Origin of the sequence: Pseudomonas sp. ICBG1301 (assembly GCF_016918385.1) — a bacterium.
In the GTDB taxonomy this organism is placed as follows: domain Bacteria; phylum Pseudomonadota; class Gammaproteobacteria; order Pseudomonadales; family Pseudomonadaceae; genus Aquipseudomonas; species Aquipseudomonas palleroniana.
Window position 1 is genome coordinate 184184 of record NZ_JAEKGB010000007.1, and the last position, 26536, is coordinate 210719.

General features: G+C 61.8%; 29 protein-coding genes. 17 read left to right on the plus strand and 12 right to left on the minus strand.

Features of this window, described 5'->3' with window-relative positions:
• Positions 1–36 precede the first annotated feature (36 nt).
• Entirely contained in the window at positions 37–1554 is a 1518-nt protein-coding gene (locus JBE38_RS18550; RefSeq protein WP_205344838.1) for a DHA2 family efflux MFS transporter permease subunit, read from the plus strand.
• 131 nt (positions 1555–1685) lie between these two features.
• Here the strand turns inward: JBE38_RS18550 and JBE38_RS18555 are convergent, their stop codons facing one another.
• Together JBE38_RS18555 and JBE38_RS18560 are read right to left on the minus strand one after the other, a co-directional pair.
• On the minus strand, positions 1686–2522 hold the full coding sequence (locus JBE38_RS18555; protein WP_205344839.1) for a cache domain-containing protein: 837 nt from the start codon (positions 2520–2522) through the stop codon (positions 1686–1688).
• A 48-nt stretch (positions 2523–2570) separates the two neighbouring features.
• On the minus strand, positions 2571–3335 hold the full coding sequence (locus tag JBE38_RS18560; protein WP_060753105.1) for a transporter substrate-binding domain-containing protein: 765 nt from the start codon (positions 3333–3335) through the stop codon (positions 2571–2573).
• Positions 3336–3737: 402 nt separating this feature from the next.
• Between JBE38_RS18560 and JBE38_RS18565 the strand changes: the two genes are divergently transcribed.
• The 5 genes from JBE38_RS18565 (at position 3738) to JBE38_RS18585 (ending at position 8395) form a co-directional block, all read left to right on the plus strand.
• On the plus strand, positions 3738–5108 hold the full coding sequence (locus JBE38_RS18565) for a glutamine synthetase family protein (RefSeq protein ID WP_205344840.1): 1371 nt from the start codon (positions 3738–3740) through the stop codon (positions 5106–5108).
• 101 nt (positions 5109–5209) lie between these two features.
• Positions 5210–5809, plus strand: coding sequence for a class I SAM-dependent methyltransferase (locus JBE38_RS18570; RefSeq protein WP_060753107.1), 600 nt, complete (start codon positions 5210–5212; stop codon positions 5807–5809).
• Positions 5810–5931: 122 nt separating this feature from the next.
• Positions 5932–7065 carry a ribonuclease D gene (rnd, locus tag JBE38_RS18575; RefSeq protein WP_090366191.1) on the plus strand — a complete coding sequence of 378 codons (1134 nt, stop codon included), beginning with the start codon at positions 5932–5934 and terminating at the stop codon, positions 7063–7065.
• Positions 7062–7355 (plus strand): YcgL domain-containing protein, encoded by a 294-nt coding sequence (locus JBE38_RS18580; protein ID WP_060753109.1) that lies wholly within the window; start codon positions 7062–7064, stop codon positions 7353–7355. Before rnd ends, JBE38_RS18580 begins: the two co-directional genes overlap by 4 nt.
• A gap of 107 nt (positions 7356–7462) precedes the next feature.
• Positions 7463–8395: a D-2-hydroxyacid dehydrogenase gene (locus JBE38_RS18585; protein ID WP_104995809.1), complete on the plus strand. Its 933-nt coding sequence runs from the start codon at positions 7463–7465 to the stop codon at positions 8393–8395.
• 225 nt (positions 8396–8620) lie between these two features.
• Here JBE38_RS18585 and JBE38_RS18590 read toward each other — a convergent pair whose 3' ends face one another.
• Positions 8621–9205: a nitroreductase family protein gene (locus JBE38_RS18590; RefSeq protein ID WP_198761391.1), complete on the minus strand. Its 585-nt coding sequence runs from the start codon at positions 9203–9205 to the stop codon at positions 8621–8623.
• Positions 9206–9359: 154 nt separating this feature from the next.
• Here JBE38_RS18590 and JBE38_RS18595 point away from each other — a divergent pair, with 154 nt between their 5' ends.
• Both JBE38_RS18595 and JBE38_RS18600 read left to right on the plus strand, forming a co-directional pair.
• Positions 9360–9809 carry a YcgN family cysteine cluster protein gene (locus JBE38_RS18595; RefSeq protein WP_060753112.1) on the plus strand — a complete coding sequence of 150 codons (450 nt, stop codon included), beginning with the start codon at positions 9360–9362 and terminating at the stop codon, positions 9807–9809.
• Between the two features lie 13 nt (positions 9810–9822).
• The gene (locus tag JBE38_RS18600; protein ID WP_161549691.1) at positions 9823–11043 is read left to right on the plus strand and encodes a hypothetical protein; all 1221 of its coding nucleotides are present in this window, start codon (positions 9823–9825) and stop codon (positions 11041–11043) included.
• Between the two features lie 42 nt (positions 11044–11085).
• On the opposite strand, the gene JBE38_RS18605 is transcribed toward JBE38_RS18600, so the two are convergent.
• From JBE38_RS18605 to JBE38_RS18615, 3 genes are all read right to left on the minus strand, one after another.
• Positions 11086–11436, minus strand: coding sequence for a YgaP family membrane protein (locus tag JBE38_RS18605; RefSeq protein WP_060753114.1), 351 nt, complete (start codon positions 11434–11436; stop codon positions 11086–11088).
• A gap of 67 nt (positions 11437–11503) precedes the next feature.
• Positions 11504–11971, minus strand: a complete 468-nt coding sequence (locus JBE38_RS18610; RefSeq protein WP_003189607.1) for an RNA methyltransferase — start codon at positions 11969–11971, stop codon at positions 11504–11506.
• 167 nt (positions 11972–12138) lie between these two features.
• Positions 12139–12513 (minus strand): YajD family HNH nuclease, encoded by a 375-nt coding sequence (locus JBE38_RS18615; RefSeq protein WP_060753115.1) that lies wholly within the window; start codon positions 12511–12513, stop codon positions 12139–12141.
• Positions 12514–12611: 98 nt separating this feature from the next.
• Here JBE38_RS18615 and JBE38_RS18620 point away from each other — a divergent pair, with 98 nt between their 5' ends.
• Positions 12612–13532 (plus strand): ParB/Srx family N-terminal domain-containing protein, encoded by a 921-nt coding sequence (locus JBE38_RS18620; RefSeq protein ID WP_205344841.1) that lies wholly within the window; start codon positions 12612–12614, stop codon positions 13530–13532.
• 10 nt (positions 13533–13542) lie between these two features.
• Here the strand turns inward: JBE38_RS18620 and JBE38_RS18625 are convergent, their stop codons facing one another.
• Complete coding sequence (locus tag JBE38_RS18625; RefSeq protein WP_205344842.1) at positions 13543–14229, minus strand: spermine/spermidine synthase domain-containing protein; 687 nt, start codon at positions 14227–14229, stop codon at positions 13543–13545.
• 78 nt (positions 14230–14307) lie between these two features.
• Here JBE38_RS18625 and JBE38_RS18630 point away from each other — a divergent pair, with 78 nt between their 5' ends.
• A complete protein-coding gene (locus tag JBE38_RS18630; protein WP_060753118.1) occupies positions 14308–14592 on the plus strand; it encodes a hypothetical protein in 285 nt (94 codons plus the stop codon).
• Here the strand turns inward: JBE38_RS18630 and JBE38_RS18635 are convergent.
• Positions 14589–16631: a S9 family peptidase gene (locus JBE38_RS18635; protein ID WP_205344843.1), complete on the minus strand. Its 2043-nt coding sequence runs from the start codon at positions 16629–16631 to the stop codon at positions 14589–14591. The two genes, JBE38_RS18630 and JBE38_RS18635, sit on opposite strands and share 4 nt — an antisense overlap.
• Before the next feature lie 90 nt (positions 16632–16721).
• Between JBE38_RS18635 and JBE38_RS18640 the strand changes: the two genes are divergently transcribed.
• Genes JBE38_RS18640 through JBE38_RS18650 form a run of 3 tightly spaced genes read left to right on the plus strand, consistent with a single transcriptional unit; the run spans position 16722 to position 18544 of the window.
• The gene (locus JBE38_RS18640) at positions 16722–17183 is read left to right on the plus strand and encodes a hypothetical protein (RefSeq protein WP_060753120.1); all 462 of its coding nucleotides are present in this window, start codon (positions 16722–16724) and stop codon (positions 17181–17183) included.
• A 30-nt stretch (positions 17184–17213) separates the two neighbouring features.
• A complete protein-coding gene (locus tag JBE38_RS18645; protein ID WP_090366180.1) occupies positions 17214–17990 on the plus strand; it encodes a class II glutamine amidotransferase in 777 nt (258 codons plus the stop codon).
• Positions 17991–18001: 11 nt separating this feature from the next.
• Entirely contained in the window at positions 18002–18544 is a 543-nt protein-coding gene (locus JBE38_RS18650; protein ID WP_060753122.1) for a DUF2937 family protein, read from the plus strand.
• Between the two features lie 36 nt (positions 18545–18580).
• On the opposite strand, the gene JBE38_RS18655 is transcribed toward JBE38_RS18650, so the two are convergent.
• The gene (locus JBE38_RS18655; RefSeq protein WP_205344844.1) at positions 18581–19492 is read right to left on the minus strand and encodes a LysR family transcriptional regulator; all 912 of its coding nucleotides are present in this window, start codon (positions 19490–19492) and stop codon (positions 18581–18583) included.
• A gap of 174 nt (positions 19493–19666) precedes the next feature.
• Between JBE38_RS18655 and JBE38_RS18660 the strand changes: the two genes are divergently transcribed.
• Genes JBE38_RS18660 through JBE38_RS18670 form a run of 3 tightly spaced genes read left to right on the plus strand, consistent with a single transcriptional unit; the run spans position 19667 to position 22019 of the window.
• Positions 19667–20407 (plus strand): 5-oxoprolinase subunit PxpA, encoded by a 741-nt coding sequence (locus JBE38_RS18660; protein WP_205344845.1) that lies wholly within the window; start codon positions 19667–19669, stop codon positions 20405–20407.
• Positions 20404–21108, plus strand: coding sequence for a 5-oxoprolinase subunit B family protein (locus JBE38_RS18665; RefSeq protein WP_205344846.1), 705 nt, complete (start codon positions 20404–20406; stop codon positions 21106–21108). Before JBE38_RS18660 ends, JBE38_RS18665 begins: the two co-directional genes overlap by 4 nt.
• Positions 21105–22019, plus strand: a complete 915-nt coding sequence (locus tag JBE38_RS18670) for a 5-oxoprolinase subunit C family protein (protein WP_205344847.1) — start codon at positions 21105–21107, stop codon at positions 22017–22019. The genes JBE38_RS18665 and JBE38_RS18670 overlap by 4 nt, the downstream gene beginning before the upstream one ends.
• 127 nt (positions 22020–22146) lie before the next feature.
• Here JBE38_RS18670 and JBE38_RS18675 read toward each other — a convergent pair whose 3' ends face one another.
• From JBE38_RS18675 to JBE38_RS18685, 3 genes are all read right to left on the minus strand, one after another.
• Positions 22147–23325, minus strand: coding sequence for a vWA domain-containing protein (locus JBE38_RS18675; RefSeq protein WP_060753127.1), 1179 nt, complete (start codon positions 23323–23325; stop codon positions 22147–22149).
• Complete coding sequence (locus JBE38_RS18680) at positions 23325–24170, minus strand: AAA family ATPase (protein ID WP_060753128.1); 846 nt, start codon at positions 24168–24170, stop codon at positions 23325–23327. Before JBE38_RS18680 ends, JBE38_RS18675 begins: the two co-directional genes overlap by 1 nt.
• 99 nt (positions 24171–24269) lie before the next feature.
• Positions 24270–25343 (minus strand): DUF748 domain-containing protein, encoded by a 1074-nt coding sequence (locus tag JBE38_RS18685; RefSeq protein ID WP_090366174.1) that lies wholly within the window; start codon positions 25341–25343, stop codon positions 24270–24272.
• Between the two features lie 125 nt (positions 25344–25468).
• Between JBE38_RS18685 and cysK the strand changes: the two genes are divergently transcribed.
• Positions 25469–26443: a cysteine synthase A gene (gene cysK, locus JBE38_RS18690; RefSeq protein ID WP_090366173.1), complete on the plus strand. Its 975-nt coding sequence runs from the start codon at positions 25469–25471 to the stop codon at positions 26441–26443.
• Positions 26444–26536: the final 93 nt, after the last annotated feature.

Sequence of the window (26536 nt, forward strand, 5' to 3'; positions counted from 1 at the left end):
TTTCCTGCCTCGCGGGCTCTGCTCGAAGGTTCTGCCGTGACCCACCTGAATCAGCCCGCCCCATCCGTCCCCGCCGTACGTAGTGTGCTTGTCGCATTGATGATGGCGATTTTCCTTGGCGCACTGGACCAAACCATCGTCGCCGTATCGATGCCGGCCATCTCCGCGCAATTCCATGACGTCAACCTGCTGGCCTGGGTGATCTCCGGCTATATGGTCGCGATGACGGTGGCGGTGCCGATCTACGGCAAGCTCGGCGACCTGTACGGGCGGCGACCGATGATGCTGATCGGCATGGGCGTGTTCACCTTGGCCTCGCTGTTCTGCGGCATGGCGCAAAGCATGGAGCAACTGGTGCTGGCGCGGATTCTCCAGGGTATCGGCGCCGGCGGCATGATTTCCGTAAGCCAGGCGATTATCGGCGACATCATCCCGCCTCGTGAGCGCGGGCGTTACCAGGGCTATTTCAGCAGTATGTACGCGGTGGCCAGCGTGGCCGGGCCGGTGTTGGGCGGTTATATGACCGAGTATCTGTCCTGGCGCTGGGTGTTCCTGATCAACCTGCCCCTGGGTGCCGGTGCCTGGTATGTGGCCCATCGCACGCTGGTAGGGCTGCCGGTGCCGCAACGCAAACCGATCATCGACTACCTCGGCACCGTGCTGATGATCATCGGCCTGACCGCCCTGCTGCTGGGCATCACCGAAATCGGCCAGGGCCATCATTGGCGTGATGAGCAGGTATTGGGGTTGTTGGCCTGTGCGTGGGTGGCGCTGAGCGCGTTTGTGTGGCACGAACGCCGGGCGCGCGAGCCGTTATTGCCCATGCACCTGTTCGCCAACCGTAGCGCGGTGCTGTGCTGGTGCACGATTTTCTTCACCAGCTTCCAGGCGATTTCCCTGACGGTGTTGATGCCCCTGCGTTATCAGACGGTGACCGGCTCGGGTGCCGACAGCGCCGCCTTGCACCTGCTGCCGTTGGCCATGGGCTTACCGATGGGAGCCTACTTTGCAGGGCGCATGACCTCGGTGACCGGCCGTTATAAACCGATGATTCTCACCGGCGCGCTGTTGAGTCCGTTCGCCATTCTGGGCATGGCCTACAGTGCCCCGCAGGCGGTCGGGCTGACGGCGATTTTCATGCTGCTGTGCGGCATCGCTGCCGGCATGCAGTTCCCGACCTCCCTGGTCGGCACGCAAAACTCCGTTGAGCAGCGTGATATTGGCGTCGCCACCAGCACCACCAACCTGTTCCGCTCGTTGGGCGGGGCGGTGGGGGTGGCGTGTATGTCGGCGCTGCTGCTGGCGCTGTTGCAGGATTCCAGCTTTGCCCATCTGGCCAGCGGTGCGTTGGTTACCGAGGGCAGTTCCGGCAACGTGCTGCTCGACGGCCTGAACGCCGCGCCAGGCCCGGCGCAGGATGCCCTGCGCGGGGAGCTGGCGGTGACGTTCCGACATCTGCTGATGGTGAGTGCGGCGGTGTCGCTGCTGGGGTTGGCGGCGGCGATTGCAATGCCCAACCGCCTGTTGCGCGGGCGCGAAGACAAAGCTAGATAACCGACAGGGCGAAAAACAACTGTGGGAGGGGGCTTGCTCCCGATGGCATTGTGTCAGTTAACGATGTTTTCACTGAACCACTGCCATCGGGAGCAAGCCCCCTCCCACAGTTGATTGGGTTTCAAGCCTGATCAGGGGCTGTAGTACCCGACCGCCACCATGAAATGTCCGGTCTTGCGCAAGTATGCATGCTTGTTTTCCACCTTGTCGGTGACCGGGTTTTTCCAGCGGTATTTGTATTCACTCTGGTCCTGTTGGGTCATCAGATGCAGGATCGGCTCGCCGACGGGCTTGCCGTCCGGGTCCTTGATCTTGCTGAAGTCGGTGTTGACCAGTCGCAGGTTGGTGCCGTGGGCCACATAGCGCCGGGTATCCAGGTCCACTACGAACACATACAGATCATCCTGCAGGAACCCACCTTGCAGTGAGTTGATGGCCTTGAGCGTACCGGCCTCATCCTTGACCAGCGCCTTCACCGCCTTGTCGCGCAAGGCTCGCGCTTGTTCCGGAGTCGCCCGTGGCAAGTAGTAACCCACCGCCAGGATGCGCTGGCCCACGCGCTGATAGAACACATGCTTGTGTTCGACCTTGCCATCGTTCCAGTTCTGCCAGCGGTAGTCGGCCTGTTGGATACCTTGGCCTTCGGGGGTGGCCAGCGCCTGTTTGAACGAGGCTTGCAGGTCCGGGCCGAGCTGTTCGGACACGTTGCGACCGATCAAGGCGGAAGACGGCCCGCCGCTGGCTAGCAGCACGCCCTGGGTGTCAACCACGAACACGTAGCGGTCGTGGTCGATAAACTCGCCCTGGCGGCTGAACGCGGCCAAGGCCTTGTCGCCGTTGCTCTGGTAGTAAGCCAAGGCTTTTTCCAACAGGGCCTTGGCAGCCTGGGCATCGTCATTCGCAGTGGCTGCGTGCACCGGGCCGAAACACAACAGCAGCAGCCAGGTGAACCGGAGTAGTCCCTTCATTACCCATCCTCTTCTTATCAGTGTGACAAGAGCGTAGACGGCTGTGGCTCAGGGCGCCGCCAACCACTGGCTGACAATGCCTTCGTACTCCCCGGTGGCCACGCTCAGGTGCAGCCATTGGTCGACGTAACTTTTCCAGGCCACATCATCCCGGGGCAGCAGGAAGGCTTTTTCGCTGTACTGCATCTGCCGCTCCGGGTTGACTGCGCACAGCCCTGGCTTCTGTTTTTGCTGGTAGCGCGCTTCGCTGGCGTCGGTAATCATCACGTCGGCCTTGCCCGCCAGCAGTTCGTCGAAGATCGTCACATTGTCATGCAGGCGGATCTGCGCCTGGCCCAGATGGGCGCGGGCGAACACTTCATTGGTGCCGCCGGCCGGCTCGATCACCCGCACCTGCGGCTGGTTGATCTGCTCGACGCTCTGGTAGCGTTGCACGTCGGCGCAGCGCACCAACGGGATCTTGCCGTCGACGCCCAGCGGTTGGCTGAAGAAGGCTTTTTTCTGGCGCTCCAGCGACACGGAAATACCGCCCACGGCGATGTCGCAACGTTGGGCGAGGAAATCCGGCATCAGGCTTTTCCAGGTGGTGGGCACCCAGTGGATCTTGGCGTTGAGGCTCTTGGCCAAGGATTCGGCCATGGCAATGTCGATGCCTTCATAACGGCCATCGGCGCGCAAAGCGGAGTAGGGCTTGTAGTCGCCGGTGGTGCACACGGTCAGCGTCCCGCGTTGAAGCACATCGTCCAGGCGCGAATCAGCCAGGGCGTAGGAGGTCAGACTTGCCAATAAACAGAAGGCCAGCGGAGCTTTCATGCGGTCGAGTCCTTGGGGCATGGGCGGGGCGGTCATTATTTCCAGCGGGCCCTGGGATGGCAAATGTTTAGCCGAGCCGCAACCACACTCCGCCAACCCTGAATTGAACACCGGTTGTGCGCATGTGACGCTGGCCGGCATCTACCTCACTGTGATCCGTACATGGATGGTTCCCCCGACACCCACCCCGAGATATCGCCCCGCGCTTTAGTGCCGAGCGGTTCGACGGTCGTCGAGGCGTTGCCGTCCGAACTGGCTTTCTGGGCGCTGTTCCATTGCCGTCACGCCCGCCCACCGGATACCTCTCTCCTACGTTGATTCACCCCATGGATGACGCGCACCTGTGCGCATCTGCCCGGCGGCGCCTGTGCGCCTGTCTGATACAAACGTATGAGAATTTTCATGAGTGTTTTTGCCAGCCTGCACGAAGCCCAAGCGTTCCTTGAACATAACCCGGACATCGAGATGTTCGAGCTGTTTATCCTCGACAACAACGGTGTACCGCGCGGCAAGTTGCTGCACCGCGATGAACTGCTGGCGGTGTACCAAAGCGGCCGGCCGCTGCCCAGTACCATCCTTGGCCTGACCATCAACGGTGATGACGTGGAAAACTCCGGGCTGGTGTGGGATGTCGGTGATATCGACTGCCGCGCCTACCCGGTCAGCGGCAGCTTGCAGCGGATGCCATGGCGGCTGATCCCGACGGCGGCGGTGCAAGTCAGCATGCACCCCACCGAAGGCTTGCCGGCCACCGTGGCCGACCCCCGGCATTTGCTGGCCAAGGTTATCCAGGGGTTGAACGCCGATGGTTACTACCCGGTGATGGCGGCGGAACTGGAGTTCTACCTGCTCGACCAGAAGCCCGACCGCAACGGGCGCCCGCAACCGGCGCGAGATGCGGATGGCAGTCGCCCACGCTCGACCCAGGTGTATGGCCTGCGCGAGCTGGAGCAGATCGAGCCGTTTCTCGCCGACCTCTACAGTGCCTGCAAAGTGCAAGGCATCCCGGCGCGTACGGCGATCTCCGAATATGCCCCAGGCCAGGTGGAAATCACCCTGGAACATCGCGCCGATGCGTTGCAAGCCATGGACGAAGCGGTGCGCTACAAACGCCTGGTCAAGGGCGTGGCTCACCGACACGGCATGACCGCCTGCTTCATGGCCAAGCCGTTCGCCGACCTGGCGGGCACCGGCATGCACATGCACGTCAGCCTGGCAGACGCTCAGGGTCACAACCTGTTTGCCAGCGACGCGGCCGACGGCACACCGCTGCTGCGCCAGGCGGTGGGCGGCATGCTCGGCACCTTGCTCGACTCGCTGCTGATGTTCTGCCCCAACGCCAACTCCTACCGTCGCTTCCAGACCAACAGCTACGCGCCGCTGGCCGCCACCTGGGGGGTGGACAACCGCACTGTCAGCCTGCGCATCCCTGGCGGCCCGGCGAACTCGCGGCATATCGAGCACCGCATCTGCGGCGCCGATGCCAACCCGTACCTGGCTGCCGCCGCGATTCTGGCCGGTATCCATCGGGGCATCCGCGAACAATGCGACCCCGGCGCTGCGGTGCAAGGTAATGGCTATGCCCAGGCCACGCAGCTCCTGCCCACCGACTGGCTCACCACCCTGCGTGCATTGGAAGCGTCAACCTGGGCACAGGAGGCTTTCGGCCGTGAGTTCCTCGGGGTGTTCCTGGCGGTCAAGCGCGCCGAATATCGTCAGTTCATGGGGGAGGTGGGTGAGCAGGATTGGCGCTGGTACCTGAACCAGGCCTGAAGGGCGTTGTAGTCGTGACGGTTTCGACCTTTTTTTCACGTTGCGATGGTTAAGCTGTGAATCAAGGACGCTTACTACCGTTTCGCTTACATGAGCCCGCGATGTCGCCACATTCACCATCCTCCATCGAGATCGAATTCACCGAGCGCTGTGACCGTGAACATGCCCGGGTGTGCGGTGACACCCGTCCGCCAAGGCTGTTGCAGCGCCTGGCCGCGTGGCGGACTGCGCGGCTGGTGCGCCATGCGTTGAGCGTGGCCGGCGAGCCGGGGCTGATTCTCGACCTGGCCTGCGGCTCGGGGCGGTTCTGGCCGGTGCTGGGCGAACACGTCAACCGGGTGATCCTGGCCTCGGACAACTCCCAGGCCATGCTCGACCACGCCCGCACCCATCATCCGGCAACGTTGCTCAAGCGGATCAAGACCTTCCAAGGGTCAGCGTTTTCCATTGGCTTGTCGGCGAATGCGGTGGACTGCATTTTCTGCCTGGAATTGTTTCGCCACGTCCACGACAGCGAGGTGCGCCTGGCCTTGCTGCAAGAGTTTCATCGGGTCAGCCGTGACACGGTGATCGTCTCGGTGAGCGCGCGCGCGCCGGTGGAAGGCGAATTCCGTCAGGCCGGTTTCAAGGTCCTGAATTACCAGGAATTCCTCCCAGGCTCCCAGTTATGGCGGGTCTACGTTCTGCGTAAGAGAGGATAAGTCCCGCTCGTCGGACTATTCTCCATTTCTTGTCGGAGTTTTCATGATCGTGTGTGCACTGCGAATGCTCGCAAGCCCCTTTCGCGATATATACTGCGCGCCATTCTTCAAGGGAGAGCCGTGTGGCCATCGATATTCACTGGATCTGCGACAACGATAGCCTCGGCCAGCATTGCGCCGAATGGCAGCAGTTGCCATTCGTTGCCCTCGACACCGAATTCATGCGGGTCGACACTTTTTATCCCATTGCCGGGCTGATCCAGATTGGTGATGGCGTCCGCGCTTACCTGATCGACCCCCTGACCATCGACAACTGGCAACCGTTGGCCGCCTTGCTGGAAAACCCAGCGGTGATCAAGGTGGTGCATGCCTGCAGCGAAGACCTCGAAGTGCTGTTGCGCCTGACCGGCAGCCTGCCGGTGCCGTTGTTCGACACCCAATTGGCCGCGGCCTACCTGAACCTTGGTTTTTCCATGGGCTACTCGCGCCTGGTGCACGCCGTGCTCGATATCGAGTTGCCCAAGGGCGAGACCCGCTCGGACTGGCTGCAGCGGCCATTGTCCGAGACCCAAGTGAGCTACGCCGCCGAAGACGCCGTGCACCTGGCCGAGGTCTACACGCGCCTGCGCCCGCAACTGTCTGCCGACAAGTACGCCTGGGTGCTGGAAGACGGCGCCGAACTGGTGGCCAACCTGCGCCGCGAAGTCGACCCGTACGAGGTGTACCGCGAGGCCAAGCTGGCGTGGAAACTGTCCCGCGCCCAACTGGCGGTCCTGCGCGAACTGTGCGCCTGGCGCGAACAGCAGGCCCGTGCGCGTGACCTGCCGCGCAATCGCATCATTCGCGAACATTCGTTATGGCCCCTGGCCAAAACCCAGCCGGATAACCTCGCCGCCCTGGGCAAGATCGAAGACATGCACCCGCGCACTGTGCGTCAGGACGGCCAGTTCCTGCTGGACCTGATCAAACGTGCCGCTAGCGTACCCGCGGACCAATGGCCGCCTGCCGTTGCAGAACCCTTGCCGGTCGAGGCTGCCGCGCTGATCAAAGCACTGCGTGCCCAGGGCCAGGCGTTCGCCGAACGCCTGGAGATGGCGCCGGAACTGATGCTGCGCAAGAAAACCCTCGAAGCCCTGGTCAAGAGTGGCTACCCCGATGGGCCTTACCAATTGCCAGACTCGCTGCGGGGCTGGCGCCGCGAGTTGATGGGCCAGGCGCTGCTCGACAGCCTGGCCACTGCCGGAGAACAGCCTTGAAACGTATTTGCTCCATCTACCGCAGCCCGAAACGTGCCGGCATGTACCTCTACGTACTCAAAAGCGATGCTTTGGAGCGCGTGCCCGAAGGCTTGGTCACGGTGTTCGGCAAGCCGGTGCACGCGTTCGACCTGGTGCTGACGCCCGAGCGCAAGCTGCAACAGGAAGACATCGTGCAAGTCCTGGAAAACCTCGACAAGCAGGGCTACCACCTGCAAATGCCGCCGGCCGAGGACGAGTACATCGAACACTTGCCCGAAGAGCTGCTGCGCCGCAACGACCCGGTGTAATCGATCAGTGCCCGGTTCAGGGCACCTTCTTCCATGGACTCGTATTAGTTGGCGGTGGCCGTAAGGATGCGGGCGGCCGTCTGCACTGTTTTTGAAAGGTTTGAACCATGCGTGTTCTGATTGCTGAACAGGATCACCCGCTCTACGCCCAACTGCTGCGCGCAGCGGCTCCGGACCTTGAAGTACTGACCAGCGGCGATTCCGCCGAACTGTCGCGCCTGGCCGCCGATTGCCCGGTGTGGCTGGGCCAGCCGGACCTGCTGGCGACCCTGTTGCGTCAGGGCCACCAGCCGCAATGGTTGCAATCGACCTGGGCGGGTATCACACCGCTGCTGGCCGAAGGCTTGCCGCGCAACTATCGCCTGACCCGTGCGGTCGGCATCTTTGGCCAGGTCATGGCCGAGTTTGTACTCACCTACATGCTGGGCCATGAGCGTGAAGTGCTGGCGCGGCTGGTCAGCCAGGTTGAGCGCAAATGGGACAACCGCCTGGGCCAGAGCCTGGCGGGGCGCAAAGTGCTGGTGGTCGGTACCGGCGATATCGGCCAGAGCGTGGCTGAGTTTCTGTTGCCGTTTGGCGTCGAGCTCTACGGTATCGCCAGCACCGCACGTGAGCAGGCGCCATTTATTGAAGTGGCCGCGCTCGATCAATTGGGCCGGTTGGTGGGGGAGGTGGACTACGTGGTCAACCTGCTGCCCAACACGCCCGACACCCATGACCTGTACGACGCGGCGCTGTTCAAGCAATTCAAGCCTACCGCGTTGTTCATCAACGTCGGGCGCGGCGTGGCGGTGGTCGATGCCGATCTGGTCGAGGCGTTGAAAGAAGGGCACCTGGCCGGCGCGGTGATCGACGTGTGCCGCCAGGAACCGTTGCCGCAGCGCCACCCGTTCTGGACCGCGTGGGGCCTGCTGCTGACCGGGCACAGTTCGGCGCCGACGTCGCCTGCGAAGATGGTGGCGTTGTTTGTGCAGAACCTGCGGGCGTATCAGGCCAAGCAGGCGTTGCGCGGGGAAGTGGATTTCGCGCGCGGTTACTGACTGCACTCGGAACACATTGTGGGAGGGGGCAAGCCCTGATGCGTATCAGTTGAGGCTTAACGCGGTCATTGTGGGAGGGGGCTTGCTCCCGATAGGCCGCGCAGCGGCCTCAAAAATGGGCCTGCTACGCAGTCCATCGGGAGCAAGCCCCCTCCCACAATTTATTCTTCGCCCGCTTTATCGCTTAACTGACTGGCATCAGGGCTTGCCCCTCCCACATAAGCGTCAGAGGCTGAAGTCACCCTCGCAGATCAGCTCGCTCAACGGCCGGCGCGGGCTCGGCGCTTCACGGCCTTGCAGGTATTCAGGCAAGGTCGACTTATCGCCCAGTTTGCCCACGGCCACGGCGGCGTGCAGCGCATAACCTTGCGGAATCTTCAGCTCCTTGCGCGTCAGTTCCTGATCGAAGCCGGCCATGCCGTGGGTGTGCCAACCGGCGAGGCTGGCTTGCAGGGCGAGGTGACCCCAGGCAGAACCGGTGTCAAAGGTATGCCACAGTGCTGGAGTTTCTTCGCTGGCGCCGGGGGCGATGAAGTCGGTTTTCGAGGCGATGATCACCAAGGCCGACGCGTGCTGCGCCCAGCCCCGGTTGAATTCATTGAGCAGGCCCAGGAAGCGCTCCCAGTTCGGCGTGTCGCGACGCGCATACAGGAAGCGCCACGGCTGTGAGTTGTAGGCCGACGGTGCCCAGCGTGCGGCTTCGAAAAAGCTCAGCAGCGTCTCTTGCGGAATGCTTTCGCCGGTAAAGGCCCGGGGCGACCAGCGGTCGGTGAATTGGGTGTGAATCGGGTAGTCGGCAACACGGCTCATGGGCAAGTTCCTGATCGTCAATTCGGTGCTCAAAGCTACTGCGCGGCGACTAGACTGACAAGTCTGGTCACACCGCCAGTCGTAAGCGCTTGGCCCCAAGGGGCTTGGGCACTAGACTGGCGGCCTTTTCACCTGATGATGTTGATGTAGAGCCATGGCCGCCAAAGTCGAACCTTTCTGGATACGCAAAACCCTTGAACACCTCGACCAGGAGGAGTGGGAGTCGTTGTGCGACGGCTGTGGCCTGTGCTGCCTGCAAAAGCTCGAGGATGAAGACGACAACAGTGTTTATTACACGCGTATCGCCTGCAAACTCCTCGACCTGAAAACCTGCCAGTGCACCGACTACCCCAACCGTCGCGCCTCGGTGCCTGATTGCATCCAGCTCACGCCGGGCCAGGCTGATCAGTTCAAATGGCTGCCGCCGACCTGCGCCTACCGCCTGGTCAGCGAGCGCAAAGACCTGCCGCTGTGGCACCACCTGGTCTGCGGTGACCGCGATGCGGTCCATCACGAACGCATTTCCCAGTCCGGGCGCATGCTCAGCGAAGGCAGCGTGCCCGAAGACGACTGGGAGGATTACCTGATCTTCCGTGCCGGTTGACCAAGGAGTGTGTATGCGGGGGGGAACCAAGCTGGCGGCAAGCCTGGTGTTGCTGGCGCTGAGCATGTCGGCGTGGTGTGCGAACAAAGTCGACCTGGATTATCACGTCAAGTTGCTGCCCCAGAGCGATCAGGCCGAAGTGCGCGTGAGCCTGTCCCAAGGCTCGGCGGTGCGCAGCCTCAACCTGGACCTGGGGCGCGCGGGCGATTACAGCGATTTCAAGGCCGACGGTCAGTGGACCGTCACCGGCAGCCGCGGCCTCTGGCAGCCCAGTGCCGACAAGTCCAGCCTGACCTACCGCGTGCGCCTTACCCATGCCCGCAAGCCCGGTGTCTATGAAACACGGATGACGCCCAACTGGGCGCTGCTGCGCGGTGAAGACCTGGTGCCAACCGCTCGGCTCGACCAACAGGACGGAACCGAGTTGGTTTCGCGCCTGGTGTTCGAATTGCCCTCCGGTTGGAAGAGCATCGAAACCGCCTGGCCGCGCATCGGTAAAAACAAATTTCGCGTCGATAACGTCTCCCGCCTGTTCGACCGCCCCACCGGCTGGATGCTCGCCGGCACCCTCGGCAGCCGTCGCATACGGCTGGGTGCAACCGAAGTCACCGTGGCCTCGCCCAAGGGCCAGGGCATGCGCCGCATGGATGTTTTGACGCTGCTGACATTCGTCTGGCCGCAAGTGGAAGCGGCGTTTCCGCGCCATCCAGCGAAACTGTTGATCGTGGGCGCCAACGACCCGATGCGCCGGGGCGTGGTGGCATCGCGCGATTCGATCTACCTCAGCAGCCGCACGCCACTGGTCAGCGAAAACGGCAGCAGCCCGCTGATCCGCGAAGTGGTGCAGGCCATCGGCCGCTTCAATGATCACGACAGCAGCGATTGGATTCGCGAGGGCCTGGGCGAGTATTACGCGATCGAGCTGATGCGGCGCGCCGGAGGTATCACCGATGAGCGCTACGCGGCCATACAGGCGCGGTTGGGCAAGGACGGCAAGGGCGTCAGCACATTGCGCGGCGAGCACATCAGCGCCGGGGCGGTGGCCCAGGCGGTGCTGCTGTTGCAGGAGCTCGACCGCGAAATCCGCGTGAAAACCCACAACAAGCGTTCGCTGGATGATCTGGCGCAAGCGGTCATGCGGGTGAACAGCATCACCACTGCGCAGTTCGTGCAATTGGCTGAAAGTGTGATCGGCGAGTCGTCGGTGGTGCTGGAGACCAAGCTGTTGCGTTGATCCCCAGTCATGTACCGATCAAAGTGTGGAAGGGGGCGGCGATTAACCAGCAGTCTTGGTGGCTTTTTCTGCGGCGACTTCCGCCTTGGTCTTCAGGTTCTTCAATTCCTGGCCGGCACGTTCGATCTTCGTGCGCACGCTGTTCATTTCCTGGCGACCCTGCTCCAGCTTGTCCTTGAGCGAGCTGTGCCCGGTAAAACCACGGGCCAGCGCCACGCCGCCGATTGCCACTTGGATCAAGCCGAAAATCCCGCCACGGCGCAGTCCTTTGCCGACCATCATCACACCGCCGGCCACCGAACCGATACGTTCCCAGCCGTGCACGTTCTGGGTGGGCTGTGTGTCGAGTGGGGCGTGTTCGATCGCCGGTCGCAGGTATTTGCTGTCGCTCATGATCTCTCTCCAACAAGGGCAAGTGTAAATAGCTGACTGTTTGCAGGCGCCGGATGTTCCCGGAAAATTAATACTTGGGGCCTGAACGGGTGTTGTTGCCCTTGGCCAGGCGATCGTAGAGCACCACGTTGACCGTGGCGGCGAGGTTCATGCAGCCGGTAGTCGGGATGTACACCACGTCCTCACACCAGTCACGGATCTCTTTGTCGAGGGAGCCGTCTTCGGGGCCGAAGATGTACAGTGCGCGGTCGGGGTGAGTGTATTCGGGCAGCGGGCGGGCGCCTTCCACCAGTTCCACGGCGACCGGGATACAGCCCAGGGGCAGGATCTTTTTCAGGTCATCGATGCCGATCAGGGGAATGTCGTGGTGGACCTTCTTGGTATCGGTGATGAAGTCCCGGGCGCGCTCGTAACGCACGCCGGTGTAGAACACCGAGGCCACGCCGTAGCAGCCGGCGGCACGCATCACCGAGCCGACGTTCTCGGGGGATTTGGGGTTATACAGACCGATGCAGCTGTAGCGTTTATTGCCCACGGGAAGGGTGCCTTGCAGAAAAACCGCGATTATACGGCCTCGGCCTGCTGTAGTGCTTGGGCGATCGTTATCGGGAGCAAGCCCCCACACATTTGACGGTATTCACCCATCAAAATGTGGGAGGGGGCTTGCTCCCGATGAGGCCGGCACCGACAACCCCCTATTTATCAGCTGTCCTTCTTCATCAACCCAGCCAACGCCGCAAACGGGTTATGGGTGGCCTTGGCAATGGTCGGGCTGCTGGTGGAGCCGTCGCCGAAGTACTGCTGGTCGGTGTAGCGCGAGTGTTCGTTGTCGTGGCAATACAGGCACAGCAGCTCCCAGTTGGAGCCATCCTGGGGGTTGTCATCATGGTTATGGTTGCGGTGGTGTACTGTCAGTTCACTCAAGCGTTTTCCGGAAAACTCCCTGGCGCAGCGGCCGCATACGTGTGGGTACATCTTCAAGGCTTTGTCGCGGTAGCCCATTTCCCGGTCGCGCTGGGCATCGGCGAGGATGCGATCCAGCTTGGCGGTGTGGGAGGGCGGGTTGGTCGAGCTCATCATGGCTCCTGGCTATTTGCGGGTTCACGGATAGGGTTGATTCTAGCCGCTCGCGCTGTAAATGACTGCTTCACTTTACATACAAGGATCTGAAACTCATGCGTCTGCATTCATGGATTGTTGCGTTACTGCTGTGTGTCGTCACCGCCCAGGCCCAGGCGTTCTCCACGCCCAAACCGGGGCAGGTGATCGAGGTTACCCTCGAACAATTGCACCCGACTCAGGCTGTGGTGGGTTTTGACCAGATCTACTACAGCCTCGGCTTGTTCGCCGACAAGCCGGCCAAGGTCTTCGATGAGTACTGCGAGACCAATGGCCAGGGCGCCGCCGACAAAGTGCCGAAAAAGGCCGACCTGCACCAACCGAGCAGTTTCACCTGCAAGGACCCGGTGGGCGCCCATCCCGAAGACATGAAAACCGTGGTCGTCGGCCCGGCCGGCCAGTTGTACCTCACCGACGGTCACCACAGCTTCACCACCTTGTGGGAAGTGCCCGGCGGCGGTCCCAAGCTGAAAATGTGGGTCAAGGTCACCGATGATTTCAGCGGCAGCCCGGACATGGCAGCTTTCTGGCAGCGCATGCAGGCGTCGCGCAAGGTCTGGCTCAAGGACAACCAGGGCCAGGCGTTGTCGCCCGCGAAATTGCCGGCGCACCTGGGCTTCAAGAACCTGCAGGACGACACTTTCCGCAGCCTGGTGTATTTCACCCGCAAGGCCGCCTACGGCAAGCCGGACGATGGCGCCATCGCGCCGGAATTCCTGGAGTTCTACTGGGGCAACTGGCTGCGCACCCAGATCGACCTGGGCGCCTACAACCTGGACAAGAAGGGCGGCTACAAGGATGCCATTGAAGCGGTGGCCAAGCGTATGGTCAGCCTGGCACCGGGCTCACCGGTCGGTGACAGCGGTTTTACCGCACATCAACTGGGCGGCATGACCCAGCTGGACCGCAACGAGCTGGAAAAGACGTTCGACAAGAAAGTGCCGTACGTGATCGATTACCGCAAGTCCCTGAACTGACCCTCTGTGTTCAACCTTTGATTTTTTCCGCAATCCAGATGGTATGCCGGGTGCCCTTGTTGCCATGGGCAAAGACTTGCACTTCTTCGGCCTTGAACCCGGCCTTGCGCAGTTTGTCGCTGAACAGCCTGTCGGCGCTGGCCGACCACACGGCCAGCACGCCTTTGGGGCGCAGGGCCTTGGCGCAGGCGGCCAGGCCGGCGGCGGAATACAACCAGCTATTGGCCTTTTGCGTCAGGCCTTCGGGACCGTTGTCCACATCGAGCATGATCGCGTCAAAGCCCTGGGGCTCGGCTTGCAGCACCTTGGCCACGTCCTCCAGGCGGATCACCGTGCGCGGGTCCAGCAACGGGCGCCCGGCCTTCTCCCCGAGCGGGCCGCGGTTCCACTCGACCACGCCCGGTACCAACTCCGCGACCACCACTTCGGCCGTCTTGCCCAGGTGCTTGAGGGCCGAGGCCAGGGTAAAGCCCATGCCCAGGCCGCCGATCAATACGCGTGAACCCGGCCGGCCGGCGACCTTGCGGCAGGGAATTTCCGCCAGCGCATCCTCGGAGCCATGCATGCGTGTATTCATCAACTGGCCGCCATCGCCCCCCTGAATCTTGATGACGAAATCCTCGCCATATTCGAACAGGCACAAGGCACCGCCGTTGTCGGGGATCGGGGTGGTGTCCAGCAGAACGAAACGTTTCATGGAAATCTCATTGAGAAGGGCATTCTTGCGCGGTTGGGAGTAGCCTTACGGTATTCCGGTCAGGCCATGGAGCCATCGATGAAGTGCAACATTCTAACGGCCATTGTGCTGGGCGCGCTCACATTGGGTACGGCGCAGGCGCAAGAGGCGCAAACCGTGCCGGTCGCACCCGCGCCAACCCCAGGTGCCCCGGGCACACCGACCCCCACGTTGTATCCGCAAGTCAGCCCGCCCGCCGCCCCCAAGGCCACTGTCAACGGCTCGCCCGCGCTGGAGCCGATTGTGTTGCCCACGCCGCCGAAAGACCAGACGGTGCCTGGCCTGCAACAGAGCGACAGCAAGCCGAAGACGCCCGGCGGTTAGGCCAACCCCAGGGCCTTGAACACAAAACCGTACTCAAGCGCCACGTCACGCAGTCCTTGGTACCGGCCACTCATGCCGCCATGGCCGGCGCCCAGTTCGGTCTTGAGCAGCAGCAGGTTGTCGTCCGTCTTGGTGTCACGCAGCTTGGCCACCCACTTGGCGGCTTCCCAGTACTGCACGCGGCTGTCGTTGTAGCCGGCGATCACCAAGGTGGCCGGGTAGGCTTGCGCGCTGACGTTTTCGTAAGGCGCGTAAGCCTTGAGGCGTGCGTAGACCTCGGGCTCTTCAGGGTTGCCCCACTCGTCATACTCGGTGATGGTCAATGGCAGCTCCGGGTCGAGCATGGTGTTGAGCACATCGACGAACGGCACTTCGGCAATCGCCGCCTGGAACAGCTCCGGGCGCTGGTTGAGTACCGCGCCGATCAACAGGCCACCGGCGCTGCCGCCGCTGATCGCCAATTGTCTGGATGTGGTCAGGCCCTGGGCGATCAGGTGCTCGGCGCAGGCGATAAAATCGCTGAAGGTATTCTGCTTGTGCGCCTGCTTGCCGTTGCGATACCAGGCTTCCCCCAGCTCGCCACCGCCGCGCACATGGGCAATGGCAAAGGCGACGCCACGGTCGAGCAGGCTCAGGCGTGCATGCGAAAACCACGGGTCCAGGCTCGAACCATAGGCGCCGTAGCCGTAGAGGTACAGCGGTGTGGTTTTACCGAGCTGGTCACGCTTGACCACCAGGCTGATCGGCACCTGGGTGCCGTCGACGGAGGTCGCCCACAGGCGCTGGCTGACGTAGTCATCGGCGATGAATGCGCCGAGCACCGGGGTCTCCTTGAGCACCGTTTGCGCGCCTGTCGGCAGTTCGAGCTGACGGACCTGGGCCGGGCGATTCAGCGCTTCGTAGCGCAGGCGGATCTTGTCGCTCGGAAATTCCAGGCTGTTTTGTACGTAGAGGCTATAGGCAGCGTCGGGTAATTCCACGCGGTACGTCGGCATGCCCTGAGGGTGCACTTCGATCACCGGCAGGCCGCCGATGCGCAGGCTGAGGGTCATGGCGCCGGCGTTCAGGCTCACACCGTCGAGCATGACCTCGTCGCTGTGCGGGATCAGGTTCTGCCAGTCGGCCTCGTCGGGCACGCTGCCGGTGTCGGCGGCGACGAACAGCGCGTAGTTGATGCCGTCGCGGTTGCTGCGGATAAACCAGGTCCACTCGCCGTCACGCTGGCCGTGGTCGACATCGTATTCATGGTCCTCGACCCGTGGCGCAAGGCAGGTGAAGTCCCGCTCTGGGTGGTCGGCGTCCAATGCCCAGGTCTCGCTGGTGGTCTTGCTGCCCAGGGCCAGCAGCAGCTGGCGCTCGGAGCTGGAGCGGTAGCAATGCAGGAAGAAACGTCCCTCGGGCTCGTGGAACACCTCCTGCGCCGCCGTGCCGTCCAGGCGATAGCGATGCAGTTTGTGCGGGCGATGGGTATCGTCCAGTTCGCCGAAAAACAGGGTCAGGCTGTCATTGGCCCAGGTCATGCTGCCGTCGCAGTTTTCGAACTCCAGTTCGCTGACTTTGTCGGTGGCCAATTCCTTCACGTACAGGGTGTAGATCTCTTCACCGCTGGTATCCACGCTGTAGGCCAGGCGCTGATGGTCCGGGCTGATACTGAAGGCGCCGAGGGAGAAGAAACCACCCTTGGCCAGCACGTTGGGGTCAAGCAGCAGCTCTTCGCTGCTCTCATCCACTTGGTGGCTGTCATCCGCCGGGCGGCGGCAGCGATAGTGGCGAGCGTATTCGTCACCCGCGGTGGTCCGTGTGTAATACAGGTACGGTCCCCAGGGCGAGGGCAGGGACAGGTCGGTTTCCAGGATGCGCCCTTTGATTTCTTCGAACAGGGTTTCGCGCAGAGCTTTCTGGTCGGCGAGCTGTGCTTCCTGCCAGGCGTTTTCAGCCCTGAGGTAATCAAGTACTTCGGGGTTGTCACGCTCTTGCAGCCAGGCGTAAGGGTCTGGGCCTTGACCCTTGCGGGCAATCGGGGCGGTCGCTATAGGCATGGAATACTCTCCGTCTGGCGCAGGGTCGCAGGCATTGCAGCCGAGACGCGCAAAAGCCGTTATCATAGCCGCCTGTTTGCCTACCTTGCCATGGACACCATGACCGAGAACGACTATCTGATCGCTTGGGGCCTTTACGCCTTCGCCGCTTTGGGCTGCCTGTTGGTATGGTGGCGCCTGACCCGCTGGATCTGGCGTTGGCTGCGCGAGCCGCTGCAATTGCTGATGGCCGTGTTGCTGTTCAGCCCGACCATCGTCGACCCGGTCAAGACCCAGTTCGCCCCGGCGGTGGCCATCACCGCCATGGACCTGGTGCTCAAGGTCGGCAATAACGCCTGGCGGGCCATTTCCGATCTGTTCATGTACACGATGATCGCGTTTGCCGTGTATCTCGTGTTTGTGTTGATCCGCTGGCCCATCGAGCGCGCCGCCAATGCCCGTCGCGAGCGCAAGGCGGCGGTCGATGCCGCGTTGGCCGCCGAGCAGGACGACGAGGAACCCTTGCGCCGCCCGGCACCGGTCAGTGGTGTACGGGTCGAGCCGCGCCTTTGACGTCGTCCGCCCTGCAGCGAGAGCCCTGGCATGTGTGAATTGATGGGCATGAGTGCCAACGTCCCCACCGATATCGTATTCAGTTTTACCGGGCTGATGCAGCGCGGCGGACGCACCGGCCCCCACCGCGATGGCTGGGGCATTGCTTTCTATGAAGGCCGTGGCCTGCGCCTGTTCCAGGACCCGGCTGCCAGCAGTGAATCGGAAGTCGCTTTGCTGGTGCAGCGTTATCCCATCAAAAGTGAAGTGGTGATTGGTCATATCCGCCAGGCCAACGTGGGCAAGGTGTGCCTGTCCAATACCCACCCGTTCGTGCGTGAACTGTGGGGGCGCAACTGGTGTTTTGCGCACAACGGCCAACTGGCGGACTTTAACCCCCGCGCCACGTTCTACCGGCCGGTGGGCGATACCGACAGCGAAGCGGCGTTCTGCGACTTGCTCAACCGCGTGCGTGAGGCCTTCCCCGAACCTGTGGAGATTGAACAGGTCTTGCCTGACCTGATCGCCGCTTGTGCCGAATACCGCAGCAAAGGCGTGTTCAACTGCCTGCTCAGTGACGGCGACTGGCTGTTTTGCTACTGCTCGACCAAACTGGCACAGATCACCCGGCGCGCCCCTTTTGGCCCGGCGCGCTTGAAGGATGTCGACGTGATCGTCGATTTTCAGGCCGAAACCACGCCCGATGACGTGGTCACGGTCATCGCCACCGAACCTTTGACCGACAACGAAAACTGGACCCGCTACGAACCGGGCCAATGGAGCCTGTGGCGACGCGGTGAATGCGTCAGCCAGGGTGTCACCGAGTAAGGATATCGACCATGTTGCTCAGTTATCTGCGGTTGGTACTGTTTGCCATTGGCTTGCTGGTCGGTGTGCAAGTACCGGGGTTTATCAACGACTATGCCAAGCGCGTCGAAGCTCACTTGATCGAAGCCCAGACCGGCCTGCGTGGCTTCGATGCCACCGCGCAACAGTTCTTCAACGGCGACTTGCAGGCATTGGTGGCGCATTACCGCGCCAGTGACGACCCGGTGTTCCGCAGCGATGCCAACAGCCTGGGCACCTTGCTCGACCGCCAGGTGGCGTTGGACAAGCAATTCCAGGCGATGCAAGGGCCGTGGTATATCCGCGCCCTGCAAGTGGCGGTAGCCGCCGACCCGGACATTCGTCGGGAAACCTGGAACGGCTACAGCTACCAGATCCTGCTCACGCCCGAAGCCATGGGCTGGGGGCTGGGTGGGGCGATGTTGTTGTCGTTCGGCTTGGAGTGCCTGTATCGCCTGATCGACTGGATCGTGCTGGGCGGCAAGCGCATGCGCCAGAGCCGGCCGATTGAAGAGCGCGACCTCAAGGGGCTCTGACCTAATGTGGGAGGGAGCAAGCCCCCTCCCACCGTTTCAGCTCAGGACCATCCGCTCCTCGCCGACTTGCTCGGCATAACGGGCCACGACTGTCTGGCACAACCCCACAATCTCCTCCACCAACTCCACTCCCACACGCCATGACACCACCACCTGCAAGTTCGGCAGTTTTTGCGTCATGGGCAACATCACCAATTCCCCCCGCGCCAATTCCTCGCTGACCAGCACCGGCGGCAGCGCCCCGATGCCGAAGCCATCGCGCAGCAAACGGGTAATCGCCGACACCGAATTCACACAGTTCATCCGTGGCGCGGCCACGCCGTTGGCCTGCATCAGGCTCAGCACGTCCTGGTGCGGGTGGGAATTTTTCGAGTAGGTAATGATGCGCTCCTGGGCCAGTTCGGCGAGGGAGGCGTAGTCGCGGTGGTAAATCGAGTGGCTGGCGACGATCCAGGCCATGGGGTGGCTGGCCAGTTCCAGGCTGCGCACGGTTTCCAGGCGCAGCAGGTCGGTTTGCAGGATCAGATCGAGAAAGCCTTTTTGCAACTGATCGCTGAGGTTCAATGCGGTATCGGCGATCAACTCGATTTCCACCAGCGGGAAATGATCCATCAGTTCCGCCACCAACGGGCTCAGCCAGGTGTGGATGACAGTGTCCATCACGCCGATCCGAATGCGCCCGACCTTGCTGCTGGTGGTTTCCAGGGACCGCTTCAGCTCTTGCATGGTCCCCATCATTTGCTCGGCGTAATCGAGCACCTTCAAGCCTTCCGGGGTCAGGCTCACGCCCCGTGAGTCGCGCAGCAACAGCTTCACACCCAGCTCGCTTTCCAACACCGCAATGCGGCTGGAAATCGAGGCCTGGGTCGTGAACAGCTTCTCGGCGGTCAGTCGAAAGCTCTTGAGCTTGGCCACCCAGACGAAGGTTTCGAGGAACTTCAAATTCATGGGATCAACTTTTCTTATGCATGGATCGGTTTTTATTAGTTGGACGCCGCACCGGGCAAACGCCAAAAATCGAGCCATTCCACGATAAGCGTCGTTGGGGTATGAGGACAAGTTGCGAGTTCCGGGTAAAAAATCCCACACTACAAAAAAACAACGCCTACAGGAGCGCCCACCGTGAGCCGTCTGTTATTGAATTGCGATATCGGCGAAAGCTTCGGTAACTGGACCATGGGTCTGGATGCCGAGGTCATGCCGTTCATCGATTGCGCCAACGTGGCCTGCGGTTTTCATGCCGGCGACCCGAGCATCATGCGCAAGACCGTCAGCCTGGCGTTCAAGCATGGCGTGCAAGTCGGTGCACACCCGGCCTACCAGGACCTGCAAGGCTTCGGCCGTCGCTCCATGGCCTACACGGCCCAGGAGATCCAGGACCTGCTGCATTATCAGATCGGCGCTCTCGATGGCATTTGTCGCGCCCAGGGTGGACGGGTCAGCTACGTCAAACCCCATGGGGCGATGTACAACGACATGATGGCCAACCCCGCGCAACTGCGTGCAGTGATCCAGGCCGTGGCGGCTTATGGTGATTTGCCGCTGATGCTGCTGGCCACCCGCGACAACAGCGCGGCCCAGGCGCTGGGTGATGAATACGGTGTGATCCTGTGGTTTGAAGCGTTCGCCGACCGCGCCTATGACGCCAAGGGCCACCTGGTTTCCCGTCAATTGCCGGGGGCCGTGCATCACGACGCCGACACGATCCTGCGGCAGGCCCTGACCATTTCCCGTGGCGCAGCCCTGACGGCCAGCGACGGCAGCGCCTTGATCTTGCAGGCCAACACCTTGTGCGTGCATGGCGATAACGCCAGTTCGATCGCTGCGGTACAACGCATCCGCGAGGCGTTGAAGTCAGCATGAAGCCACGCATTGAAGTGGTCGCCATTGACGGCTTGATGGTGCGTCTGTTCGACGTGATTGCCGAAGCCAATATGCCGTGGATGCTCGCCGCCACTCAGCGCTTGCGCGAGAGGTTCGGCGCGGCGCTGGTGGATCTGGTGCCGTCTTACACCACCTTGATGGTGCATTACGATCTCACGGCGCTCAGCCCGGCCCAGGCACGCGAGTTGATCGACCTGGCATTGACTGACCTGCAACCTCAGGTTCAGGGCAGCGGCCAAGCCCATGTGCTGCCGGTGTGGTACGACCTGAGCGTGGGCCCGGAGCTGACGTTGCTCAGCCGGCGCAGTGGCCTGGCGGTTGAGGCGGTGATCCGCCGTCACAGCGCCCATGAATACCAGGTGTTCGCCCTCGGCTTTGCCCCGGGGTTCGCGTTCATGGGGCTGGTCGATGAAATCCTCGCCACACCGCGCCTCAATACGCCGCGCAAACGCATCGCGGCGGGGAGCGTCGGCATCGCTGAACGGCAAACCGCCGCCTACCCGGTGGTCTCCCCCGGCGGCTGGAACCTGATCGGGCGCACCCCGGCCAAACTCTTCGACCGCGAACGTGACGGCTACAGCCTGATGCAGCCTGGCGACACAGTGCGTTTCGAGCCGGTCGACCATGCCGAATTCATCAACCTGGGTGGCGACGACACGCCGTTGGAGGCGCAGGCATGAGCCACTTGTTGATCGAGGCCAGCACGCCGCTGTGCCTGTTGCAGGATGCGGGCCGCTTTGGTGTGCGCCACCTGGGCGTGACGCAGGGCGGGGCGCTGGATTGGGTCTCGATGTCCTGGGCCAATTGGCTGCTGGGCAATGCGCTGGATGCGCCGGTAGTGGAAATCACCTTGGGCGGCTTTACCCTGCAGGCCGAGGATTATTGCCTGCTGGCGTTGGCCGGGGCGGATCTGGGCGCGTATATCGATGAGCGCGCGATCAGCCCAGGCCGCAGTTTTATCCTGCAAAAGGGCCAGCGGCTGCGCTTCACCCAGCCGTTCAGTGGCGCCCGGGCTTACCTGGCGGCACCGGGCGGGTTCGATGCGCCATCGGTGTTGGGCAGTTGCGCCACGGTCGTGCGCGAGGAGCTGGGTGGCCCGGACGGTTTCGGCAAGGCGTTGGCCCAAGGCGGTCGCCTGGCTTATTCCGGTGTCGGCGGGGCGATGAGGGTGTTGGCTGATCCGGCCTTGCCCGCCAAGGCGCCGCTGGAGGTGATCGTCGGTGCGCAGATCGGCCAGTTCAGCGGCCAAAGCCTGTTTGATGCGTTCAACACCGAATGGACCCTCGACAGCCGCGCCGACCGCATGGGCATGCGCCTGCTGGGCACGCCGTTGCAGTACCAGGGGCCGTCATTGATTTCCGAAGGGATTCCGTTGGGGGCCATCCAGGTGCCGCCGGATGGGCAGCCGATCGTGTTGCTTAATGATCGACAGACGATTGGGGGGTATCCGCGCCTGGGCGCCTTGACGCCGTTGGCGCTGGCGCGATTGGCGCAGTGCCTGCCGGGGGAAACGGTGAGGTTGACGCCGGTGGTGCAGGAGACTGCACACCGGCAGCATGTCGACTTTTTACTGCGGCTGGCCACGGTCTAAAAGACACTGGGATCAAAATGTGGGAGGGGGCTTGCTCCCGATGGCGGTGGCTCAGTACCTGATGGGCTGACTGACACACTGCTATCGGGAGCAAGCCCCCTCCCACATTGGATCTCAGGAGGCGTGTTTATTTGGAGAGAAAACGCATGCCTTCTTCGAGCCCGCGCAGGGTCAGCGGATACATCTGGTCTTCCACCAACTCCCGCACAATCCCGGTCGACGCCGTATAGCCCCACGTGTCCTTCGGATACGGGTTAATCCAGATCAGCTTCTTGTACTTGGCCATGAAGCGCTGCATCCACACATACCCAGGCTCCTCGTTCCAGTGCTCGACGCTGCCACCGGCTTGCGTGATTTCGTAGGGCGCCATCGACGCGTCGCCGATGAAAATCACTTTGTAATCCGCGCCGTACTTGTGCAGCAGGTCTTGTGTGGACGTGCGTTCCGAGGTGCGACGCTGGTTGTTCTTCCACACCGACTCGTACACGAAGTTATGGAAGTAGAAGTACTCCAGGTGCTTGAACTCGGTCTTGCACGCGGAAAACAACTCTTCGCAGATCTTCACATGGGCGTCCATCGAGCCGCCGATATCGAACAGCAACAGCAGCTTGATGGTGTTGCGCCGCTCCGGACGCATCTGGATATTCAGCAGGCCGGCATCGCGGGCGGTGTGGTCGATGGTGCCGTCGATGTCCAACTCTTCCGCCGCGCCTTGACGGGCGAACTTGCGCAGGCGGCGCAGCGCGATCTTGATGTTGCGCGTGCCCAGCTCGACCTGATCGTCGAGGTTCTTGTACTCGCGCTGGTCCCACACCTTCACGGCTTTGCCCTGGCGCTTGCCCGCATCGCCGACGCGGATACCTTCCGGGTTGTAACCACCGGAGCCGAATGGGCTGGTGCCGCCGGTGCCGATCCACTTGTTGCCGCCGGCGTGGCGTTCTTTCTGTTCTTCCAGGCGTTTCTTGAATTCCTCGATCAATTTGTCGAGGCCGCCCAGGGACTGGATCTGCGCGCGTTCCTCATCGGTCAGCGAGCGTTCGAACTCCTTGCGCAGCCAGTCTTCCGGGATCAGCGCCTGCAGATGGTCATCGAGTTTTTCCAGGCCGTTGAAGTAGGCACCGAAGGCGCGGTCGAACTTGTCGTAATGCCGTTCGTCCTTGACCAGAATCGCCCGGGCCAAGTAGTAAAACTCGTCCATGTCGGCGAACGTCACCCGCTGTTTCAGGGCGTTGATCAGGTCGAGCAGCTCGCGTACCGACACTGGCACCTTGGCTGCACGCATCTCATTGAACAGGTTGAGCAACATTATCGATTACCGCGACGGCTCATGAAGGCCAGGCGTTCCAGCAACTGAACGTCCTGCTCGTTCTTCACCAGGGCGCCGGCCAGGGGCGGAATGGCCTTGGTCGGGTCGCGCTCGCGCAGCACGGCCTCGCCGATGTTGTCGGCCATCAGCAGTTTGAGCCAGTCGACCAGTTCGGAAGTGGAAGGTTTTTTCTTCAGGCCCGGGACTTTGCGCACATCAAAGAATACGTCCAGCGCTTCGCTGACCAGTTCTTTCTTGATATCGGGGTAGTGCACATCCACGATCTTTTGCAGGGTGGTGCGGTCGGGGAAGGCGATGTAATGGAAGAAGCAGCGGCGCAGGAAGGCGTCCGGCAGTTCTTTTTCGTTGTTGGAGGTAATGATGATGATCGGGCGTTTTTTGGCCTTGATGGTCTCGTCGATTTCGTAGACGTAGAACTCCATCTTGTCGAGTTCTTGCAGCAGGTCATTGGGAAACTCGATGTCGGCCTTGTCGATTTCGTCGATCAGCAGGATGACGCGTTCTTCGGATTCGAAGGCTTCCCAGAGCTTGCCCTTCTTCAGGTAGTTGCGCACGTCGTGGACTTTATCCACGCCCAACTGCGAGTCGCGCAGGCGGCTGACCGCGTCGTACTCGTACAGGCCCTGGTGGGCCTTGGTGGTGGACTTGATGTGCCAGGTGATCAGCTTGGCGCCGAAGGATTCGGCCAGTTGCTCGGCGAGCATGGTCTTGCCGGTGCCCGGTTCGCCCTTGACCAGCAACGGGCGTTCCAAAGTAATGGCAGCGTTGACGGCCAGTTTCAAGTCGTCGGTGGCAACGTAGGCCTGGGTGCCTTCGAACTTCATCGGTCATTCCTCGAATTCATCTATGCCCGGACTATACCGCGCAGCCCCGGCGACTGTGAACGCAGGCGGATTATTCAGTCTCTGAATGACCGGTCACATTCAATTCGCCGAGGGTTTGGGTTGTTCATACCGCGCATTGAAGGCCTGGATGAAACCGTTACGCAAAATCGCCAAAAACGCGGAGAACGCGCTGATATTTTGCTGGTGCACGCTGCCGCTTAACTCTACGCGGGTGGCAAACTGGTTTTTGTTCTGGTTCTTCAATACGGTTTCGCTGGCGCCGACCACGGCTTCCCAGATCGAGCGGAAGATGTTCTTGTCCTTGTTCTCGACGTCCTGCTGCCAGTCGAACACCTCGACATCGCGCAGCAGCGGCTTGATGTAGCCTTTCAACTGGCCTTTTTCGGCTTGGGCCTCGATCACCACATCGCCGGTGCCGGCCTTGAAGTCGAATTTGCCGTAGGCCGAGGCAAACTCGTTCATACGCTTGAGTTGCAGGTCCTTGGCGCGGAAACGGAATTCGAAATCTTCGAAATTGCTCAACGGGTCAAAGGTGGCGGAGGCTTCCAGCGGAGCCTGGCCCTGCAACAGGGCTTTACCTTCGAAGCTGGCGTCACGCTTGCCCTGGACGTCGACCACATTGGTCAGGTTGTAGAAACTGGCGTTCACCGAACTGGCCTTGATATTCACCGGCGGCTTGGAGGTGAAGTTGTGAAAGGCGATCTTGCCGTCTTGAATGCGCACTTCGTTGAGCGTGATCGGCAACAGTTTGCCCAACTGTTCACGCCAGTCGGTGCCCTTACCGGTCTGCGAGGATTGTTGGTTGCCGCCGTCGACAAAATTCAGCTCCGGCTGGAAGAACTGCACCTCGGCCACCACGGCGTGGTCGTACCACAGCGAATGCCAGCTCACCGACAAGTCGATCACTGGCGCCTTGACGAACGGCACCGGCACCTTGCCGTCGACCTTGACGATCTGCAAGCCGTTGATCCGGTACGCGCCGCGCCACAGCGCCACGTCCACATCAGTGACCTGGCCACGGTAATCGCCCATGTCGGCGAGCTTGTCATTGAGGTAATTGCGCACCAGATAGGGCAGGGCCAGGTCCAGGGCGATCAACAGCACCACCAGTACGGCGACGATCCATAGCAGCCCACTGTAGCGACGTTTCATAGTGAGGTTCTCCAACGGTATAGGCGATGGACCTTTGGCGTGGGCGCAACGTTCCTCTGACTGGACGCCTCGGATGACGAGGCATACCCTTGGGGCCATTGTTCAAATTGCTTTAAGGACCCGTCATGAGCCGCATCTTTGCAGACAACGCGCACTCCATCGGTAATACGCCCCTGGTACAGATCAACCGCATCGCACCGCGTGGCGTGACCATCCTGGCCAAGATCGAGGGGCGTAACCCGGGCTATTCGGTGAAGTGCCGCATTGGCGCGAATATGATCTGGGACGCCGAGAGCACCGGCAAACTCAAGCCGGGCATGACCATCGTCGAGCCGACATCCGGCAACACCGGCATTGGCCTGGCCTTTGTCGCTGCGGCCCGTGGCTACAAACTGCTGCTGACCATGCCAGCGTCCATGAGCATCGAACGCCGTAAGGTACTCAAGGCCCTCGGTGCCGAACTGGTGCTGACCGAGCCGGCCAAAGGCATGAAGGGCGCCATCGAAAAAGCCGGCGAAATCGTTGCCGGCGATCCGTCCCAGTACTTTATGCCGGGCCAGTTCGAGAACCCGGCCAACCCGGCGATCCACGAAAAAACCACCGGCCCGGAAATCTGGAACGACACCGACGGCGCCGTGGATGTGCTCGTGGCAGGCGTGGGCACCGGCGGCACCATCACTGGCGTGTCGCGGTATATCAAGAAGACGGTCGGTAAGCCGATTGTGTCGGTGGCCGTCGAGCCGATCATCTCGCCGGTGATCACTCAGGCGCTGGCTGGTGAAGAGATCAAGCCCAGCCCGCATAAAATCCAGGGGATCGGCGCCGGTTTCGTGCCGAAAAACCTCGATTTGTCGATGGTCGACCGCGTCGAACTGGTGACCGACGATGAGTCCAAGGCCATGGCCCTGCGCCTGATGCAGGAGGAGGGGATCCTGTGCGGTATTTCCTGTGGCGCCGCCATGGCCGTGGCCGTGCGCCTGGCCGAGAAACCGGAAATGCAGGGCAAGACCATCGTGGTGATCCTGCCGGACTCCGGTGAGCGCTACCTGTCGAGCATGCTGTTCAGTGATTTGTTTACCGAGCAAGAGAACCAGGCTTGATCGCCTGTAGTGAGCGGGCTTGCCCCGCGCTGGGGGGCGCAGCCGCCCCAACAAGCACGCCGCGGTGTTTTAGAAAGACCGAGGTGTCTGGAT

Excerpts from the sequence above, each read along its gene's own strand:
- JBE38_RS18555 (WP_205344839.1), bottom strand. The coding sequence starts at position 2,522 with ATGAAGGGACTACTCCGGTTCACCTGGCTGCTGCTGTTGTGTTTCGGC.
- JBE38_RS18560 (WP_060753105.1), bottom strand. The coding sequence starts at position 3,335 with ATGAAAGCTCCGCTGGCCTTCTGTTTATTGGCAAGTCTGACCTCCTAC.
- JBE38_RS18565 (WP_205344840.1), top strand. The coding sequence starts at position 3,738 with ATGAGTGTTTTTGCCAGCCTGCACGAAGCCCAAGCGTTCCTTGAACAT.
- JBE38_RS18570 (WP_060753107.1), top strand. The coding sequence starts at position 5,210 with ATGTCGCCACATTCACCATCCTCCATCGAGATCGAATTCACCGAGCGC.
- JBE38_RS18585 (WP_104995809.1), top strand. The coding sequence starts at position 7,463 with ATGCGTGTTCTGATTGCTGAACAGGATCACCCGCTCTACGCCCAACTG.
- JBE38_RS18590 (WP_198761391.1), bottom strand. The coding sequence starts at position 9,205 with ATGAGCCGTGTTGCCGACTACCCGATTCACACCCAATTCACCGACCGC.
- JBE38_RS18595 (WP_060753112.1), top strand. The coding sequence starts at position 9,360 with ATGGCCGCCAAAGTCGAACCTTTCTGGATACGCAAAACCCTTGAACAC.
- JBE38_RS18600 (WP_161549691.1), top strand. The coding sequence starts at position 9,823 with ATGCGGGGGGGAACCAAGCTGGCGGCAAGCCTGGTGTTGCTGGCGCTG.
- JBE38_RS18605 (WP_060753114.1), bottom strand. The coding sequence starts at position 11,436 with ATGAGCGACAGCAAATACCTGCGACCGGCGATCGAACACGCCCCACTC.
- JBE38_RS18615 (WP_060753115.1), bottom strand. The coding sequence starts at position 12,513 with ATGAGCTCGACCAACCCGCCCTCCCACACCGCCAAGCTGGATCGCATC.
- JBE38_RS18620 (WP_205344841.1), top strand. The coding sequence starts at position 12,612 with ATGCGTCTGCATTCATGGATTGTTGCGTTACTGCTGTGTGTCGTCACC.
- JBE38_RS18625 (WP_205344842.1), bottom strand. The coding sequence starts at position 14,229 with ATGAAACGTTTCGTTCTGCTGGACACCACCCCGATCCCCGACAACGGC.
- JBE38_RS18630 (WP_060753118.1), top strand. The coding sequence starts at position 14,308 with ATGAAGTGCAACATTCTAACGGCCATTGTGCTGGGCGCGCTCACATTG.
- JBE38_RS18635 (WP_205344843.1), bottom strand. The coding sequence starts at position 16,631 with ATGCCTATAGCGACCGCCCCGATTGCCCGCAAGGGTCAAGGCCCAGAC.
- JBE38_RS18640 (WP_060753120.1), top strand. The coding sequence starts at position 16,722 with ATGGACACCATGACCGAGAACGACTATCTGATCGCTTGGGGCCTTTAC.
- JBE38_RS18645 (WP_090366180.1), top strand. The coding sequence starts at position 17,214 with ATGTGTGAATTGATGGGCATGAGTGCCAACGTCCCCACCGATATCGTA.
- JBE38_RS18650 (WP_060753122.1), top strand. The coding sequence starts at position 18,002 with ATGTTGCTCAGTTATCTGCGGTTGGTACTGTTTGCCATTGGCTTGCTG.
- JBE38_RS18655 (WP_205344844.1), bottom strand. The coding sequence starts at position 19,492 with ATGAATTTGAAGTTCCTCGAAACCTTCGTCTGGGTGGCCAAGCTCAAG.
- JBE38_RS18665 (WP_205344846.1), top strand. The coding sequence starts at position 20,404 with ATGAAGCCACGCATTGAAGTGGTCGCCATTGACGGCTTGATGGTGCGT.
- JBE38_RS18670 (WP_205344847.1), top strand. The coding sequence starts at position 21,105 with ATGAGCCACTTGTTGATCGAGGCCAGCACGCCGCTGTGCCTGTTGCAG.
- JBE38_RS18675 (WP_060753127.1), bottom strand. The coding sequence starts at position 23,325 with ATGTTGCTCAACCTGTTCAATGAGATGCGTGCAGCCAAGGTGCCAGTG.
- JBE38_RS18680 (WP_060753128.1), bottom strand. The coding sequence starts at position 24,170 with ATGAAGTTCGAAGGCACCCAGGCCTACGTTGCCACCGACGACTTGAAA.
- JBE38_RS18685 (WP_090366174.1), bottom strand. The coding sequence starts at position 25,343 with ATGAAACGTCGCTACAGTGGGCTGCTATGGATCGTCGCCGTACTGGTG.
- cysK (WP_090366173.1), top strand. The coding sequence starts at position 25,469 with ATGAGCCGCATCTTTGCAGACAACGCGCACTCCATCGGTAATACGCCC.